The sequence below is a fragment of the Acinetobacter sp. T63 genome (assembly GCF_053852345.1).
Genome location: NZ_CM132659.1, coordinates 2,901,046 through 2,917,044, shown reverse-complemented (window position 1 = coordinate 2,917,044; position 15,999 = coordinate 2,901,046). Strand labels below are relative to the sequence as shown.

17 protein-coding genes are annotated in these 15,999 nt (G+C 49.1%); 6 read left to right on the top strand and 11 right to left on the bottom strand.

The window, feature by feature from the left end; translation table 11 throughout:
* Window positions 1-162 precede the first annotated feature (162 nt).
* From ahr to ACVLR6_RS14005, 8 genes are all read right to left on the bottom strand, one after another.
* Window positions 163-1,185, bottom strand: a complete 1,023-nt coding sequence (gene ahr, locus ACVLR6_RS14040) for an NADPH-dependent aldehyde reductase Ahr (RefSeq protein WP_168408747.1) — start codon at window positions 1,183-1,185, stop codon at window positions 163-165.
* Window positions 1,182-1,769: a DNA-3-methyladenine glycosylase I gene (locus ACVLR6_RS14035; protein WP_016658692.1), complete on the bottom strand. Its 588-nt coding sequence runs from the start codon at window positions 1,767-1,769 to the stop codon at window positions 1,182-1,184. The genes ahr and ACVLR6_RS14035 overlap by 4 nt, the downstream gene beginning before the upstream one ends.
* Before the next feature lie 21 nt (window positions 1,770-1,790).
* A complete protein-coding gene (locus ACVLR6_RS14030; RefSeq protein ID WP_005180946.1) occupies window positions 1,791-2,036 on the bottom strand; it encodes a hypothetical protein in 246 nt (81 codons plus the stop codon).
* Between the two features lie 19 nt (window positions 2,037-2,055).
* A complete protein-coding gene (locus tag ACVLR6_RS14025) occupies window positions 2,056-2,595 on the bottom strand; it encodes a M23 family metallopeptidase (protein WP_104513161.1) in 540 nt (179 codons plus the stop codon).
* A 57-nt stretch (window positions 2,596-2,652) separates the two neighbouring features.
* Complete coding sequence (mutY, locus tag ACVLR6_RS14020; protein ID WP_455995498.1) at window positions 2,653-3,687, bottom strand: A/G-specific adenine glycosylase; 1,035 nt, start codon at window positions 3,685-3,687, stop codon at window positions 2,653-2,655.
* Between the two features lie 111 nt (window positions 3,688-3,798).
* Window positions 3,799-4,164 carry an HIT family protein gene (locus ACVLR6_RS14015; RefSeq protein WP_005180943.1) on the bottom strand — a complete coding sequence of 122 codons (366 nt, stop codon included), beginning with the start codon at window positions 4,162-4,164 and terminating at the stop codon, window positions 3,799-3,801.
* Window positions 4,165-4,224: 60 nt separating this feature from the next.
* Complete coding sequence (locus tag ACVLR6_RS14010) at window positions 4,225-4,962, bottom strand: dienelactone hydrolase family protein (RefSeq protein ID WP_016658694.1); 738 nt, start codon at window positions 4,960-4,962, stop codon at window positions 4,225-4,227.
* Window positions 4,963-5,179: 217 nt separating this feature from the next.
* Window positions 5,180-5,338, bottom strand: coding sequence for a DUF1328 domain-containing protein (locus ACVLR6_RS14005; RefSeq protein ID WP_005006601.1), 159 nt, complete (start codon window positions 5,336-5,338; stop codon window positions 5,180-5,182).
* Between the two features lie 191 nt (window positions 5,339-5,529).
* Between ACVLR6_RS14005 and ACVLR6_RS14000 the strand changes: the two genes are divergently transcribed.
* Together ACVLR6_RS14000 and ACVLR6_RS13995 are read left to right on the top strand one after the other, a co-directional pair.
* Window positions 5,530-5,982, top strand: coding sequence for a YcgN family cysteine cluster protein (locus ACVLR6_RS14000; RefSeq protein ID WP_016658695.1), 453 nt, complete (start codon window positions 5,530-5,532; stop codon window positions 5,980-5,982).
* Window positions 5,983-6,157: 175 nt separating this feature from the next.
* The gene (locus ACVLR6_RS13995; RefSeq protein WP_016658696.1) at window positions 6,158-7,426 is read left to right on the top strand and encodes a replication-associated recombination protein A; all 1,269 of its coding nucleotides are present in this window, start codon (window positions 6,158-6,160) and stop codon (window positions 7,424-7,426) included.
* 274 nt (window positions 7,427-7,700) lie between these two features.
* Here the strand turns inward: ACVLR6_RS13995 and purC are convergent, their stop codons facing one another.
* Genes purC through dapA form a run of 3 tightly spaced genes read right to left on the bottom strand, consistent with a single transcriptional unit; the run spans window position 7,701 to window position 9,972 of the window.
* Window positions 7,701-8,420: a phosphoribosylaminoimidazolesuccinocarboxamide synthase gene (gene purC, locus ACVLR6_RS13990; RefSeq protein WP_005180935.1), complete on the bottom strand. Its 720-nt coding sequence runs from the start codon at window positions 8,418-8,420 to the stop codon at window positions 7,701-7,703.
* Between the two features lie 37 nt (window positions 8,421-8,457).
* Window positions 8,458-9,060, bottom strand: a complete 603-nt coding sequence (locus tag ACVLR6_RS13985) for a lipoprotein-34 precursor (NlpB) (RefSeq protein ID WP_160240827.1) — start codon at window positions 9,058-9,060, stop codon at window positions 8,458-8,460.
* 15 nt (window positions 9,061-9,075) lie between these two features.
* On the bottom strand, window positions 9,076-9,972 hold the full coding sequence (gene dapA / locus ACVLR6_RS13980; protein WP_005180931.1) for a 4-hydroxy-tetrahydrodipicolinate synthase: 897 nt from the start codon (window positions 9,970-9,972) through the stop codon (window positions 9,076-9,078).
* Between the two features lie 725 nt (window positions 9,973-10,697).
* Here dapA and mhpT point away from each other — a divergent pair.
* The 4 genes from mhpT to ppk1 all read left to right on the top strand — a co-directional run bounded on the left by mhpT (window position 10,698) and on the right by ppk1 (window position 15,968).
* On the top strand, window positions 10,698-11,906 hold the full coding sequence (gene mhpT, locus ACVLR6_RS13975; protein ID WP_168414821.1) for a 3-(3-hydroxy-phenyl)propionate transporter MhpT: 1,209 nt from the start codon (window positions 10,698-10,700) through the stop codon (window positions 11,904-11,906).
* 145 nt (window positions 11,907-12,051) lie between these two features.
* Window positions 12,052-12,708, top strand: coding sequence for a bifunctional nicotinamidase/pyrazinamidase (gene pncA, locus ACVLR6_RS13970; RefSeq protein WP_455995495.1), 657 nt, complete (start codon window positions 12,052-12,054; stop codon window positions 12,706-12,708).
* Window positions 12,709-12,745: 37 nt separating this feature from the next.
* The gene (locus ACVLR6_RS13965) at window positions 12,746-13,675 is read left to right on the top strand and encodes a bile acid:sodium symporter family protein (RefSeq protein ID WP_034598041.1); all 930 of its coding nucleotides are present in this window, start codon (window positions 12,746-12,748) and stop codon (window positions 13,673-13,675) included.
* Between the two features lie 229 nt (window positions 13,676-13,904).
* Window positions 13,905-15,968 (top strand): polyphosphate kinase 1, encoded by a 2,064-nt coding sequence (gene ppk1, locus ACVLR6_RS13960; RefSeq protein WP_168397399.1) that lies wholly within the window; start codon window positions 13,905-13,907, stop codon window positions 15,966-15,968.
* Window positions 15,969-15,999: the final 31 nt, after the last annotated feature.

Below are 15,999 nucleotides of genomic sequence, written 5' to 3'. Positions count from 1 at the left end.
TCAATCATTCGGTTTGGCTAATTAATATATGCGCATCGTTAAGCATATGCCATAACAGACTGAATATCTAACACATTTTTTATACAATCGGGGCCAGCCGCAGAGGCGGCCCAATTTATTCGTGAGTAATTGTATCTATTATAGATTTGGCTTCAAAGCAGATTAAAAATCTGCTTTCAGCACCACCCGGTAACGCGCCCGGCCAGCATGTAAATGTTCAATTGCCTCGTTAATCTGCGACATCGGGAATACTTCAACCTGCGGCGCCAGCTGTTTGCGGGCGGCAAATTGCAGTAGCTGGCGCAAGGTCGATGGTGAACCGGTCGATGAACCCGTCACCGCTTTGCCACCACCAATTAACGCACCGGCCGAGACCTGTAACGGCTCTAAGGTCAGGCCCAGCATATGCAGCGTACCATTTGGTGCCAGGGCAGACAGATATACCGGCCAGTCCAGGCTAACATTCACCGTACTTAAAATCAGGTCAAACTTGCCGCGCTGGGCTTTCAGGGCAGCGCTGTCACGGCTATTCACCACATGATCGGCGCCCATGGCTTTTAACTCTGCGGTTTTCTCCAGGTTGGAACTGAAGGCCGTAATTTCACAGCCCCAGGCTTTGAGCAGTTTAATGGCAATATGCCCAAGGCCGCCAATTCCAATCACCCCGACATGATGCACCGCCTGAATCTGGTGCTTAATGATCGGATCAAATACGGTAATACCGCCACAGAGCAGCGGGCCGGCACTTTCCGCATCCAGATCATCCGGTAAGGGAATGACCCATTGCCAGCCGGCGCGAACCTTATCGGCAAAACCGCCGGCATGGCCGACAATGGTGGCGACACTGCCGCCGGTACATTGCACCTGCCGGCCGGACAGGCACGGATCACAGTGCTGGCAGCTTTCTGCCGTCCAGCCAATGCCAACGCGCTGGCCCACAGATAATCCTTTGGCTTCACTTCCTAACTGGACAATGGTACCAATAATTTCATGCCCGGCCACCACCGGATAGACCGAAGAACGCCAGTCATTGTTAATCACCGATAAATCGGAATGGCACAGGCCACAATATTCCACCTGAACTTCGACCTGATGCGGCAACAGTTCGCCAGCATCAAACTGATATGGCACCAGCGCTTCGCCGGGTTGCATGGCGGCATAGGCACGAATGGTAGTGTTGCTCATGATGAGTGCTCCTCGGCTAAAGGGGGAAGAGATTTAAAGGCGCAGTGATCTTCATGGTCGTTGACCATGCCGACGGCCTGCATAAAGGCATAACAGATGGTGGGGCCAACAAATTGAAAGCCCTGCTTTTTTAAAGCTTTAGACAGTGCCACACTGGCTGCAGTATAGGTCGGGGCGCTGCGATAATCGGGCACGGTATGCTGCTCGGGCTGATGATCGACAAATTGCCACAGCCAGTCGACCAGATTGATACCTTGCTGCTGCAGCTGGAGCCAGGCCTGAGCATTGGTGCGGATGGCTGCGAGTTTGGCCGGATGCCGGATTAATCCGCGATCCTGTAATTTGTCCTGCAAGGCCTGATCAGACAACGCGGCAATATCGGCAATGGAATATTGAAAAAAATGCTGACGGTAACATTCGCGTTTTTTGAGCACGGTAATCCAGGCCAGACCGGCCTGCTGGCCTTCCAGACATAGCATTTCAAACAGCTGCGCTTCATCGTGAAGCGGGCGGCCCCATTCCTGGTCGTGGTAGGCGATATAGAGCGGATCTTCGGAGCACCAGCCGCAGCGTGTTCGATCCATAGATGATGCTCCTGTACGGGTTTAAAGCTGGAAATGAACCCATTGATCCTGACGGTTATCCCAGTAAGACAATTCCGCCTGAGGCAGATCGGCAAAGGCAATCCAGACATCCTTGCCGGATTTATCGGCATAGCCGGTGCTGATCAGAAGTGCATCTTCAGTAATTTCCATGATCCAGCCCTGATGACTCTGGCCGTTCAACATAATTTTCTGTTGATTCCCGGATTCGGCAAATTCGACCAGTCGATTGATCAATGCTTCTGACATGTACACTTCCTAAAGCAAACTAACGTAAATAGGGATAGGGATTGACTGCACCGCGACCTTTGCCATTTAAATACAGGCCATAATGCAGATGCGGCGCGGTATGGCGGGCGTTGCCGCTATTGCCGACATAGCCAATGAGATCGCCTTTCTTGACATAATCTCCGACCTTCAGGCCACGTTTATGCCGGTCCAGATGGGCATAATAATGCCAGCTGCCGCCCGGTCCCAGAATCCATACCACTTTACCACCCAAATTGTTATTGCGTAAGTCGGCAATGAGGCCTTCGGTGGCGCTGTACACCTTGCTGCCGCGTGGCGCTAGAATATCAATGCCTTCATGTAGGCGACCGCGACTGCGTGACGCACCCCAGGTATCTTGCAAGTGTTGACGTTTGACGCCCTGTACCGGCACTGGCAAGCGGGTTTTCAGCGGCATGTGCTGCAGTTTTTTAACCATGGCCGGCGGTAGGGGTGCAGCAGATTTTTTCGGTGCCGAGGTACAGGCCGCTAGCAGAATCAGACTGAAGAAAACACAGCAGAGTGAAATCGAGCGAAGCACAGCATCTCCCTGATGATTATTATGTCGATGGTATTCGAATTCCAGTCTTTGACTATGTCATAAATCGGCGGCCGAGATCAATTTTTTCATGGCGGTCGGCAGTCCACGTGCAGTAGCCTGTGCCGGCGTCATCCATTCGGCGTCCAGCTCAATCGCCAGATGTTCCTGCTGGTCCGGCTTGACCGGAATTACACTGGCATCCAGCAGCCAGGTAAAGTGGGTAAAGCTGTGTGAAATCTGCAGCTGCTGTTGTCGTTGTTTCAGACCCAGACGCTGACAGAGCGCCTGAAACTGCGCTGGATCATCAATAATCGGCAGGCACCATAATCCGCCCCAGAGGCCGCTATTCGGCCGCTGCTGCCACAGCCACTGGCCATCACTGTGTAAGAGCAACACCTGGGCCTGTCTTACGGGTACGGCTTTTTTCGGTTTTTTAAATGGTAATTCGGCTTCTAGGCCCTGCTGGTGGGCCTTGCAGCGCTGCTGCATCGGGCAGTACAGACATAAGGGTTTTTTCGGGGTACAGATGGTGGCACCGAGGTCCATAATCGCCTGGGTGTAGTCATGATTACGCTCGGTCGGACACAGCTGTTCTGCCAGCTGCCACAAGGCCCGTTCATGTACCGGTTTGGACAGATCATCTTCAATGGCAAAAAAGCGCGCCAGCACCCGTTTGACGTTGCCATCCATAATTACGCCGTATTGTCTGAGACCCAAAGACATCAGTGCGCCTGCGGTCGAGCGGCCAATGCCGGGCAGGGCCATCCACTGTTCCAGATTTTCCGGAAAATGTCCTTGCTGGGCCACTATGCCGGCCGCTTTATGCAGATTGCGTGCCCGGGCATAGTAACCGAGTCCGGCCCAGTATGGCGCCACTTCATCCCAGGAGGCACGGCCTAAGCTTTCCACATCGGGAAAACGCTGAATAAAGCGCTCGAAATATTGCAGCACGGTTTTGACCTGGGTCTGCTGCAGCATGATTTCCGATACCCAGACTTTATACGGGTTATCGGCCACCTGCCAGGGCAGGTCATGGCGACCGTGTACATCAAACCAGGAAAGCAGGGCATGGGAAAAAGAAAAGGCAGACATGAGAACCGGAACTGTTAAGCAGTCGCCTAGTATACCCAAATCTTGCCGATGCAGCAGGCAATAAAAAAGGTGATGCCGCGGCATCACCTTCTGTTTTGGTAGCGGCAAGGCTTAGATGCTGCCGCTCATCCCCCAGCGTTGGTCCAGCTTGAGGATTTGACCTTCATAGCGCGGAATAATGTGGATATGCAAATGCTGCGATGGGCTGCCAAACACATCGCCATCGTTAAAGCCGACATGAAAGCCCGCCGGTTGATGGCGCAGCTGTAATTCATTCCGCGCCAGTTCCAGCAGCGACATCAGGCTTTTACGTTCTTTGTCGGTAACATCAAAAAAAGAACTTACATGACGTAGAGGGATAATGACACAGTGGCCTTTAGACAATGCGTTCGGTTCGGGTAGAATCACGCCATAATCATTTTTGGCAATGACATCATATTCATCAAAGTTGCAATATGGGCAGTCTTGTTCGGTCATTCTTCTATCCTCTATTCAAATTCATTAATCTTTTTCAATATATATGGCCTCATGCCAGAATCAGGCCAAACGGCGTTGTAATAATTGGTACATGGCATCCAGGCTTTGCTGTTCTGCTACCGGGCTATAGCCGAGGTCGACGCCATTGGCTTTGGCACGTTCATCGGCCAGCGGGTTACTAAAGCCGTGCTTGGCATCTTCAAACACAATCACGTCATGTTCTACCTGGGCAGCGTGCATTTCTTCACGGAAGCTGGCCACATCATCCAGCGTTACCATGCTGTCCAGTTCACCATGCAGCACCAGAATTTCTGCCTGTACCTTGCCTTCCTGCGCTGGTTCTCTGGCCGCCAGAATGGCATGGAAAGTCGCAACGGCTTGCAGGTTGGCGCCTGAACGGGCCAAATCCAGCACCACTTTGCCGCCATAACAGAAGCCAATGGCTGCCAGTTTAGCCTGATTTACTTCCGGTTGGGCAGCTAAAGTGTCCAAAGCCGCAGACGCACGAGTCACAATTGTATTCGGGTCTTCAAAGGTCTGGCTCATCCATTCATTGGCCTGGGCAGCCGTGGTGGTATTTTTCTTGTCGCCATACATATCAATGGCCAAGGCGGCATAACCGTGTTCTGCCAGTTCGCGGGTACGCTGTTCAATATATTCATTTCGGCCCCACCATTCCGGTGCCACAATCACACCCGCGACTGGTGCATCGGTTTCGGGTGCAGCAAAATAACCGACCAACTGGCTACCATCTGCCGCCGTATACTGAATTTCGCGAGTTTTGATTGCTAAAGTCATGTGTCCAATCCTTGTGTTTTTTGAAATAATTCGATTAAAACATAAAAATGAGACAGCGGTTTGAAAAACATTTCAATGGGCCTAAACAAATGTGAGAAAATATTTTTAAGTTATTTTTCAAAGAATAATCTGTCTGTATCTGCTGTCGGTCTAAACACAGGCATAAAAAAAGAAGGATTTGCATCCTTCTTTTTTGTGAGGGTCAGGGTATAAGAAACTATACCTTGCCGCGGGACAGGAAGCCGACAATTGCCAGAATAACAGCAATAACCAGCAGAATGACCGCGAAATCTTTAGATAAACCAGCGACACCACCGAAACCAAGTAGACTGGCAATAAGTGCGATTACAGCGAAGATAATGGCCCAACGAAACATAATTTTTCTCCATGTGTTTTTATACTTCTTGATCAAGTATAGGGGCAAGTCGCTGATTTGATTGTTTTGCTTTTGTTTATTAAGTGTTCAACTATTTATTTAAGTCTATGATTCTATTGTATCTATGACATAGCACATGCTTTTGTAGAAGACTGTTATAATAGACCGGTTATTTTGTAGTGTTGTGCATCATGTCTGATCAGCTTCGTCCCCAATTCTGGAAAAACTATCCGTTAACAGCCTTAACCCAGGCAGAATGGGAAGCGCTGTGTGATGGCTGCGGTTTATGCTGCCTGGTCAAGCTGGAAGATGAAGACAGTCATGAAGTGGCTTATACCAAAGTGGCCTGCAAGCTGCTGGATTGTACGACCGCCCGCTGTTCGGACTATCCGAACCGGCAGCAACAGGTACCGGACTGTATCCAGTTAACGCCGGAAAAGCTGGACAGTATTCACTGGCTACCGCCAAGCTGTGCCTATCGCCGTTTAAAAGAAGGTAAAAACCTGCCGTCCTGGCATTATTTAAATACCGGTTCACGCCAGAGTGTGATTCGCGCCAAAAAATCGGCCGCTGGCCGCTGTATTTCTGAAACGGAAGTCAATGAAGAAGAAATTGAAGACTATATTGTGCGCTGGGTACGTTAAATTTTTAGGCCGTCTGTATCTTTAAGAGCAAAATTGGCGATTTAAACCTGATAAAAACAACTGCCTACATTTAGACTCAGTTTGCCGCAGCAAGCGCTAAAAAATCGGCTATTGAAATACTTCATTTTGCCATAACATAGTACACTCAGCCGCAGCTTTGTACAGAAAACCTTCTATGTCAGACAGCCATATTCCACTTCCTGAACGTTTGCGCCCGCGCGATCTGTCGCAGATTATCGGTCAAGATCATCTTCTGGGGGAGCAGGCCCCGTTACGCCAAATGATTGATCAGGGCCATTTGCCCTCGATTATTTTCTGGGGGCCACCTGGCGTTGGAAAAACCACCATTGCCTTGTTGCTGGCGCAGGCGGTTGATCGTCCTTTTGTCAGTCTGTCTGCGCTCAATACCGGGGTTAAGGAATTACGTGAAGTGATTGCCGATGGCGGCGATTTACTAACGCCGGTGGTGTTTATTGACGAGATTCACCGCTTTAATAAATCCCAGCAGGATGCCTTATTAAATGCGGTTGAGAAGGGCAAAATTACCCTGATTGGTGCCACCACGGAAAACCCGTCTTTTGAGGTGAACAGTGCCTTGCTGTCGCGCTGCCAGGTCTATACCTTAAATGCACTGAGTGCCGAGGCCATCCAGCAGCTGCTGACCCAGGCCGTCCAGAATGATAGCTTCTTAAAAGAACGTTATATCCAGATTGAAGAGTTTGAAGCACTGGTGCAGTTTGCGGCGGGTGATGCACGTAAGGCGCTGAATTTACTCGAGCTGATTGCCGGCACCTTTGAGCCGGACACAGAAAACAGTATTAACAATGCCCTGGTCGTGAAAGTGGCGCAGCAGAATATTGCCCGTTACGACAAATCTGGCGAGCAGCATTATGATCTGGTCTCGGCCTTTATTAAGTCGATTCGCGGCAGTGACCCGGATGCGACTCTGTACTGGATGGCGCGCATGCTCAAGGGTGGAGAAGACCCGCTGTTTATTGCGCGGCGTATGCTAATTGCTGCCTCGGAAGATATTGGCAATTCCAACCCAAATGCCTTGTTGCTGGCCGGTGAATGTTTCCGCGCAGTGCAGGTGATTGGTATGCCGGAAGCGCGGATTATTCTGGGCCAATGTGCAGTCTATCTGGCCACCAGTGCCAAAAGTAACAGTACCTATCTGGCCATTAACAAGGCGCTGGACTTGGCGGAAAAAACCGCCAATTTGCCGGTACCGTTACATTTGCGTAATGCGCCGACCAAGCTGATGAAAGAGCAGGGCTACGGGGTGGATTATCTGTATCCGCACAATTATCCGGAGCATTTTGTATTGCAGGATTATTTGCCGCCAGAATTAAAAGGCACCAAGCTGTATGAATCGGCGCGCAATAAACGCGAAGTTGAAGCCGAGCGTTTACAGCAGCGGCGCTGGATGCAGCAGCAACAGTAGCAATAAAAAAAGCCCAATTCAGAGGGATGAATTGGGCCAAACTGGATGTTAGATTGGGAGAGAACATCCGCGAGGATTAACGAAACTGATCGGCAGTCACTGTAAAATTTACCGTGTCTTGCCTATGTGCTTAAGCATAGGTCAAAACTAAAAATATGTAAAAACGATCATTTTTATAAGTTGAATTTGTTTTTTCGATTGAGAGTGAGAAAACTCAGCCAATAAAAAACCGGATCAGCTGATCCGGTTTTTTTATCGTTCATCTTGGAGATGATCAGATATTGTCGAGGTTGATGCCTAAACGTGCCGCAACTTCTTCATAGGCTTCAACCACGCCGCCTAAACCTTGACGGAAACGGTCTTTGTCGAGTTTTTTCTTGGTGTCTTTGTCCCATAGACGGCAGCCGTCTGGAGAGAATTCATCACCCAGCACGATACGGTCGTGGAATACACCAAATTCAAGTTTGAAATCGACCAGAATCATGTTGCCGGCATCAAACAGGGCTTTTAGTACATCGTTAACTTTGTAAGTCAGTTCTTTCATTTGTGCCAGCTGCTCAGCAGTCGCCCAACCCAGCGCAATCGCTTGAGATTCATTGACCATTGGATCGCCTAAGGCATCATCTTTAAAGAACAGTTCAAATGTTGGCGGGGTCAGTTCCTTGCCTTCTTCGACACCGAGGCGACGGCACAGAGAACCAGCTGCATAGTTACGGATTACGCATTCAACCGGAATCATGCTCAGCTTTTTCACCAGCACTTCATTTGGGGTTAGCAGTTTTTCAAAATGCGTTTCGATACCGGCTTCAGCCAGTTTTTCCATAATAAAGGCGTTAAAACGGTTGTTCACCTTACCTTTACGATCTAGTTGTTCGATCTTTTCGCCATTGAACGCAGAGGCATCGTCACGAAAGACTAAAATCAGGTGGTCTTCACTATCTGTGGTATAAACAGATTTCGCTTTACCAGTATAGAGCAAGGTTTGTTTTAACATGAGGGAACCTTTTTCAGAAAAAAATGCCTAGTAATGTCTAGGCTGGCCAATTTTGGTAAATCTGGGCCAACAGGTCTGCAGCTTTTTCTTTGTCTGCAAAACTGTTGTCGGCGTTGAACACAGCCAGGTTGTTACTTGTACCGACAGAGGTGAGTCTTAAGACGTAGGTCTGTTGATCGACCGAGATGGTGACTTCGTAACGGTTTTTGCTCTGACCAATAATGCTATGGTTCAGGCTGCTGAGTGTGGCAAGCGTATACTGCCAAATTGTAGCAGAATTTCCATCTATTTTGAGCAGTGGATTTTGATTTCCATCTACAACCGGTTGTGGACGACCTGGCGCGGTGTTGTCCTGTACAGCAGCGGCCTGAGTCGGCTCTACGGCTGGAGGACGAGGAAGTGCGAAACGGTTGCCACGGCTGTTTTCCAGCTTCGGTGCATGTTCAATGGCCAGTGGGTCAACCGTTGGTGCAGGATACAATGGCGTTGCTGGTCGGGCCACAGTACCTTCAGGATATTGTAAGGGCGCAAGGGTGGTGGTGTCTTTATAATCCAGAGAGCCATTGCTGATGGCTAAAGAACTACAACCTGCCAAACTTACCACTGAAAGTGCAGCGATTAAACCAAAACGTAATTGCATAATATTGTGCTCTTATTAAATGACACCCGAAGCCTGTAAAGCTTCACGTAACGGTGCGCGATATTGTTCTGCAAGTGGCGTTAATGGCAGGCGGATGCCGGTACCAATTAAGCCCATTTCATGAAGTGCCCATTTCACCGGAATTGGGTTTGATTCACAAAATAGAATATTGTGTAAATTTGCAACTGTATTGTTACGTGCTTCAGCGCTGTCATTGTCGCCGGCAATGGCTGCGGCACAAACTTCGCTCATGACTTTTGGTGCCACATTGGCCGTAACCGAGATATTGCCTTTGGCACCAGCCAGCATTAACTGATAGGCAGTGGCATCATCACCTGAATAGACAGTCATGTCTTTACCCGCCAGACCGGCCAGTAATTCACGGCCACGTGGTACATCGCCAGTGGCATCTTTAATGCCCACAATTTGTGGAATGTCGGCCAGACGAATCACTGTTTCGTTGGACATGTCGACGCCAGTACGGCCCGGAACGTTATACAGGATTTGTGGCAGATCCACTGCTTCGGCAATAGTCTTATAATGCTGATATAACCCTTCCTGGGTTGGCTTGTTATAATATGGCGTGACGAGAAGTGCGGCATCGGCGCCGAGTTCTTTGGCTTCTCTGGTCAGTTCGATCGCTTCATGCGTTGAGTTTGCACCAGTACCAGCAATCACCGGGATACGTTTGTTGGCCACGCGAATGATTTCTTTAATCACACGTGTATGTTCAGCCATGCTTAATGTAGAGGCTTCACCTGTCGTGCCCACGGCCACAATACTGTTCGTGCCTTGTTCTATGTGCCACTCAACCAGCTTCTCGAGACCTTTCCAATCTACGCTGCCATCTTCTAACATTGGGGTGACGATTGCGACAATTGAGCCTTGAATGGTCTGTGCTTGCTGAGTCATTTTGAAAAAATATCCTATTTTTCCATCCACAAAAGTTCGTAGAAACAGAAAACGTGGATGGTTGCAGTATTTTGATTTGAGTCAGAATTCAATAAGTCATGATTGAATAATGCTTATGCAAATTATGACTGATTCAGTGTGTCAGAACAATATGCGTAAGTCAAAGCCAATATCAACTTTATCCGCTGCTCAAAACAGTCCGGTATAAGGCATAAGTTGGTGCTTTTACAGCAGTTCCGGTTCATCTTCGACTTTAGAATGAACTGGTGAGTAAGCACAGGCCTATAGAAGCTGTCCGGACAGCAATTTTGCCTGGAAAAAGCAGTAAAAAGCTGTGAAAACCAGGTAAAAGGGTCGGAATTAAGATAAAAAAACACTTAAACTAGACCTGAAAATTATTTGAACAGGCTTTTTTTAATGCCATTTCCTGCTTAAAACTTTACTGAATGATTTTTTTCAGATCTAAATGAAAATAATAATTTTGACTGTTTGTTTATTTGTAACCGTTGATATTTATATGGATTTTAATGTTTTTTTAAATTGATATGCCTCAATTAAGTCTTTCTAAAACTATATGTTTGCGTGTCTTAAAATAAGAAATGTCTATTAATTTTTTGCCAGACCAGCGCTTTATTCCACTTATTGGTAGTTAATTCAAAGGACATCCTCATAGATGATGGCGGCCTTAACCTTTTATAAACACTGATTGAAACAAGGATTCTCCAATGGAAAGATCAGATAATCGACATGCGATTGTGACAGTAGCCATCTGTTTCTTGATTGCGGTCATTGAAGGCTTGGATATCCAGGCAGCAGGTATTGCCGCAGCTGGTATCCGTGAGCATTTTGGCCTCGATAGCTCGCAATTGGGGGTGTTTTTTAGTGCAGGGATTCTGGGCTTATTGCCTGGTGCACTGGTTGGTGGACGCGTGGCAGACCGTATTGGCCGTAAACAGGTGCTAATCTGGTCGACTGCCGTGTTTGCGGTCTTTACTTTATGTACCGTATGGGTCAACAGCTTTAACTCATTGCTGGCGGTACGTTTCCTGGCCGGTGCCGGTCTGGGTGCAGCCATGCCAATTCTGATTACGCTGGCCTCTGAAGCGGTATCACCACAAAACCGTGGCCGTGCCGTAGGTCTGATGTACTGTGGTATGCCAGTCGGTGCTGCGATTTTATCGTTAATTGCCAGTACCGATTTCGGTTCTAACTGGAAAAACATTTTCTACCTAGGCGGTTTATTACCTATTATCGTCATTCCAGTGATGATGTGGTTATTGCCAGAATCAAAGGAATATTTAAAAGCCAAAGATCAGGCTGCGAATACGACAGCAGAAGCTACGCCACAAGGTTCGTTTAAAGATCTGTTTAACTCGAACAACCTGCTACGTACCATGTTCATCTGGGTCAGCTATTTCTTCACCCTGATGGTGGTGTACATCATGCTGAGCTGGTTACCGTCGCTGTTCCAGGAACTGGGCTTCTCGCGTAAAGAAGGCGCAACTGCACAGTTCTACTTTATGGTCAGCGCGACGATTGGTACCGTTATTTTGGGTATGCTGACCGATCGCTGGAAAAAATCCTATGTCATTCTGTTGATGTACGGCGGTATTCTGGCCGGTCTGCTGGCACTGAACGCTGCAGGTTCATTAACTCAAATGTATCTGGCCTCTGCGCTGGTGGGTGCATTCGTCATTGGCTGTCAGGGTGTACTGTATGCCTTCGGTGGTATTGTGTATCCAACTGAAGTGCGTGGTACCGGTATTGGTGTGGCGTCTGCCGTGGGCCGTGTCGGTGCGATGCTCGGGCCTGCGATTGCCGGTTCACTGTTAACGGCTGGCTTTGGTGCAGCAGGGGTGATCTCTGCCGCGATTCCATGTATCGTGATCTCTGCCATCTTTATGTTACTGCTGGTGCGTCGTATTCAAAACTAAACACGCATTGTAACGACCCCTTCAGACAGCCCGCATATGCGGGCTGTTTTGTTTTCACCGTACAGTCCAATGATTCCGCTGCAACAAAACCATCCATTTGGTATATGCTAGGACGCTGACAATAAGCGAAACATGGATAGGTGTTATGCAAGCGCAGACGGCATTGATCGTAGTAGATGTACAAAATGGATTTACACCGGGCGGTAATTTGGCCGTCGCTGATGCCGATCAGATTATTCCGATCATTAACCAGCTGGGGCAGGTCTTCGACAATATTGTCCTGACCCAGGACTGGCATCCGCAGAATCATATTTCTTTTGCCGACAATCATCCGGGCAAACAGCCGTATGAAGTGGTGATGCTGGAATATGGCGAGCAGGTGCTGTGGCCGGCACATTGCGTCCAGGGCACAGCCGATGCCGAACTGCATCCGGCACTGGACTTGCCGCAGGCGCAGCTGATTATCCGTAAAGGTTTTCATGCACAAATTGACAGCTATTCGGCCTTTATGGAAGCGGATCAGAAAACCACCACCGGCCTGGCTGGCTATTTAAAAGCGCGTGGTATCGACACGGTGTTTATTAGCGGCATTGCCACCGATTTTTGCGTGGCCTGGACCGCCATAGATGCCTGCAAGCTGGGCTTTAATACCTTTGTCATTGCCGATGCCAGCAAAGGCATAGACCTGAAAGGTTCATTGCAACATGCCTGGCAGGAGATGCTAGCGCATGGGGTAAAACGGGTCTATAGCAAAGATGTGTTGGGCCTGTTACAGCCTGCTGCACAGCCAAGCCTGGCCTGATTGGCCCGAATCATTCATTCAGAACGTGCCGAGGTCTATGGTGTTAGGTTTTAGCCAGTTTGTACAGAAAACTTTTGCCCTGTGGGTGCTGCTGTTTGCCGTGATTGCCATGTATCAGCCAGAGGCTTTTGTCTGGTTAAAAGCCTATATTACCTGGATGCTTGGCATCATCATGTTTGGTATGGGCATGACCATGTCACTGCAGGATTTTAAAGGCGTGCTGCAAAGCCCGAAAGCAGTCGCGATTGGCGTGGCCGCGCAGTTTATGGTGATGCCGCTGTTGGCCTATCTGTTATGTGCCTTATTCCGGTTACCGGCGGAAATTGCCATTGGGGTGATTCTGGTTGGCTGCTGTCCGGGTGGTACAGCTTCCAATGTAATTACCTATATGGCCAAAGGCAATACCGCCTTATCGGTGGCCTGTACTTCGGTGTCGACCTTGCTGGCGCCGCTACTGACCCCGGCGATTTTCTTTGTGCTGGCCAGCCAGTGGATTGAAATTGATGCCTGGTCCATGCTGAGCTCGATTTTACAGGTGGTGCTGTTCCCGATTGTGCTGGGCCTGCTGCTACGCGCGCTGTTTAAAACCCAGGTAGAGCGTTCCATTACCCTGATGCCACTGGTTTCGGTGGTGGCGATTGTTGCCATTGTCGCGGCAATTATTGCCGGCAGCCGGGCACAGATTCTGGAAAGCGGCTTGCTGATTTTAGCCGTAGTGATGCTGCACAATGGTCTGGGCTATTTACTTGGTTTCTGGGCAGCGCGTTTATTTAAATTGCCCTATGCTGACAGTAAAGCGGTGTCGATTGAAGTCGGAATGCAGAATTCTGGCTTGGGCGTGGCCTTGGCGGCGGTGCATTTTGCCGCGTCTCCGGTGACCGCCGTACCGAGCGCCATCTTCAGTTTATGGCACAATATTTCTGGACCGGCACTGGCTACCTATTGGGCCAGCCGGCAGCGCCAATAAAGGACAGCTGTCATCAAGGCAAGGATGCCTTAGTATTATATTGAATATGCTGTCTTTTTACTTAGATAAAAAACAAAAAAATGATAAAAAACAGATTTTTATTTTGAACAAATTTGGGCTAATTTTCATCATTTGGTCATTTTTGTAACACAACTGTCATATTCAATTTCTAAGATGCCCTCACAGAGGCGGCACAAACAGACTGTTGTAAGACAGCATAGAGTGAGATATGAGCGATTTTCAGCATTCATCCATGACCTATTTCAATCGGGAACTGGCATTATTCGAGTTCCATCAACGGGTATTGGCCCAAGCGCTGGATGAGCGTCTGCCGCTGCTGGAACGCTTAAACTTTCTGATTATTTTTTCCCGAAATCTGGATGAGTTTTTTGAAATCCGCGTGGCGGGTTTAATGAAACAGCTGGATTTAAATGCCCTGACCCGCACCCCGGATGCAATTCCGACCGAACTGGTGCTGGCACAGTTATCTGAAGAAATTCATGCGGCGGTCGAGCTGCAATATCGCACCTTAAATCAGGACATTCTGCCGCAGTTGCAGCAGGCCGGGATTCGTTTTATCCAATATCCACAAATTCAGGACAAGCATAAACCCTGGATTGCCCAGTATTTTGCCAAACAGGTCCAGCCGGTACTGACCCCAATCAGTCTGGACCCGTCACATCCGTTTCCGCGACTGGTCAATAAAAGCCTGAACTTTATTGTCAGTCTGGAAGGTAAGGATGCCTTTGGCCGTGAAATTGAAATGGCGATTGTGCCAGCCCCACGTTCCTTGCCGCGCTTAATTGCCTTGCCGCCTGAAGTGGCCGGGGAAGGGGAGGAACAGATTTTCCTGACGGCAATTATCCAGCAGCATATCAATGACCTGTTCCCAGGCATGAAAGCCACCGGCTGCTATGCTTTTCGTGTGACCCGAAATGCCGACCTGATTCTGTCGGAAGATGTCGATGATCTGGCGGTGGCCTTAAAAGATGAGCTGTCATCACGCCGTTTCGGCCGTGCGGTGCGTCTGGAAATTGAAGATGACTGCCCGCAGAGTATTATTGACTACTTGCTAGATGAGTTTGATCTGGATCAGCAGCAGCTGTATCAGACCAGTGGCCCGATTAACCTGTCGCGTCTCACCACCAGTTTTGACCGTCCGGAACTGAAATATCCGATTTTTAGTCCGGTGATTCCGCCGGTATTTCGCAAGCAGAAACCAATTTTTGAGGTGCTGAAAAAGCAGGATGTATTGCTGCATCATCCGTTTGATTCTTTTCAGCCGGTGATCAGCCTGCTCAAAGAAGCGGCCAAAGATCCGCATGTGCTGGCAATTAAACAGACCCTGTATCGCAGTGGTCCGGACTCGGAAATTGTGCAGGTACTGGCTGAAGCGGCGCGTAATGGCAAGGAAGTCACTGCGGTCATTGAACTGCGTGCCCGCTTCGACGAAGAATCCAATATCATGGTTGCCAACGTGCTGCAGGAAGCCGGTGCGGTAGTGGTGTATGGCATTGTCGGCTATAAAACCCATGCCAAAATGATTCTGGTGGTACGCCGCGAGCAGGACCAGCTGGTGCGTTATGTGCACTTGGGCACCGGTAACTACCATGCCGGCAATGCGCGCATGTACACCGACTACGGCCTGATGACCACCCAGCCGGATATCTGTGAAGATGTGCACCGCATGTTCCAGGAACTGACCGGCATGGGCAAAATGGCCAAACTGAAAAACCTGCTGCATGCGCCGTTCACCCTGCACACTGAACTGCTGAAACTGATTGAACAGGAAATTGAATTTGCCCAGGCCGGCAAAGCCGCGCAGATCATGATTAAAGTCAATGCCCTGACCGAGCCACAACTGATTGCGGCGCTATACCGTGCCTCGCAGGCCGGGGTGCGGGTTGATCTGATTATCCGTTCGATTTGCTGCCTGATTCCCCAAGTGCCGGGCATGTCAGACAATATCCGGGTGCGTTCGATTGTCGGTCGTTTCCTGGAACATACCCGCGTCTATTATTTTGAACATGGCGGCGAGAAAAAACTGTTCTGTGCCAGCGCTGACTGGATGGGACGTAACCTGTTCTCACGGGTTGAAACCTGTTTCCCGATTCTGGACAGCAAGATCAAGAAATGTATTGTCGAAGATGGTTTACGCAGCTATTTAAATGACAACCAGAATGCCTGGGAATTGCAGTCCGATGGCCACTGGCAGAAAGTGCAGCCGGAACCGGAACAGCCCCTGCACAGTGCACAGGCCTATTTACTGCAAAAAAAGCTCCTCAAACTCTAAGCCTCTATCAAAAAATCCTGACACGGGTCAG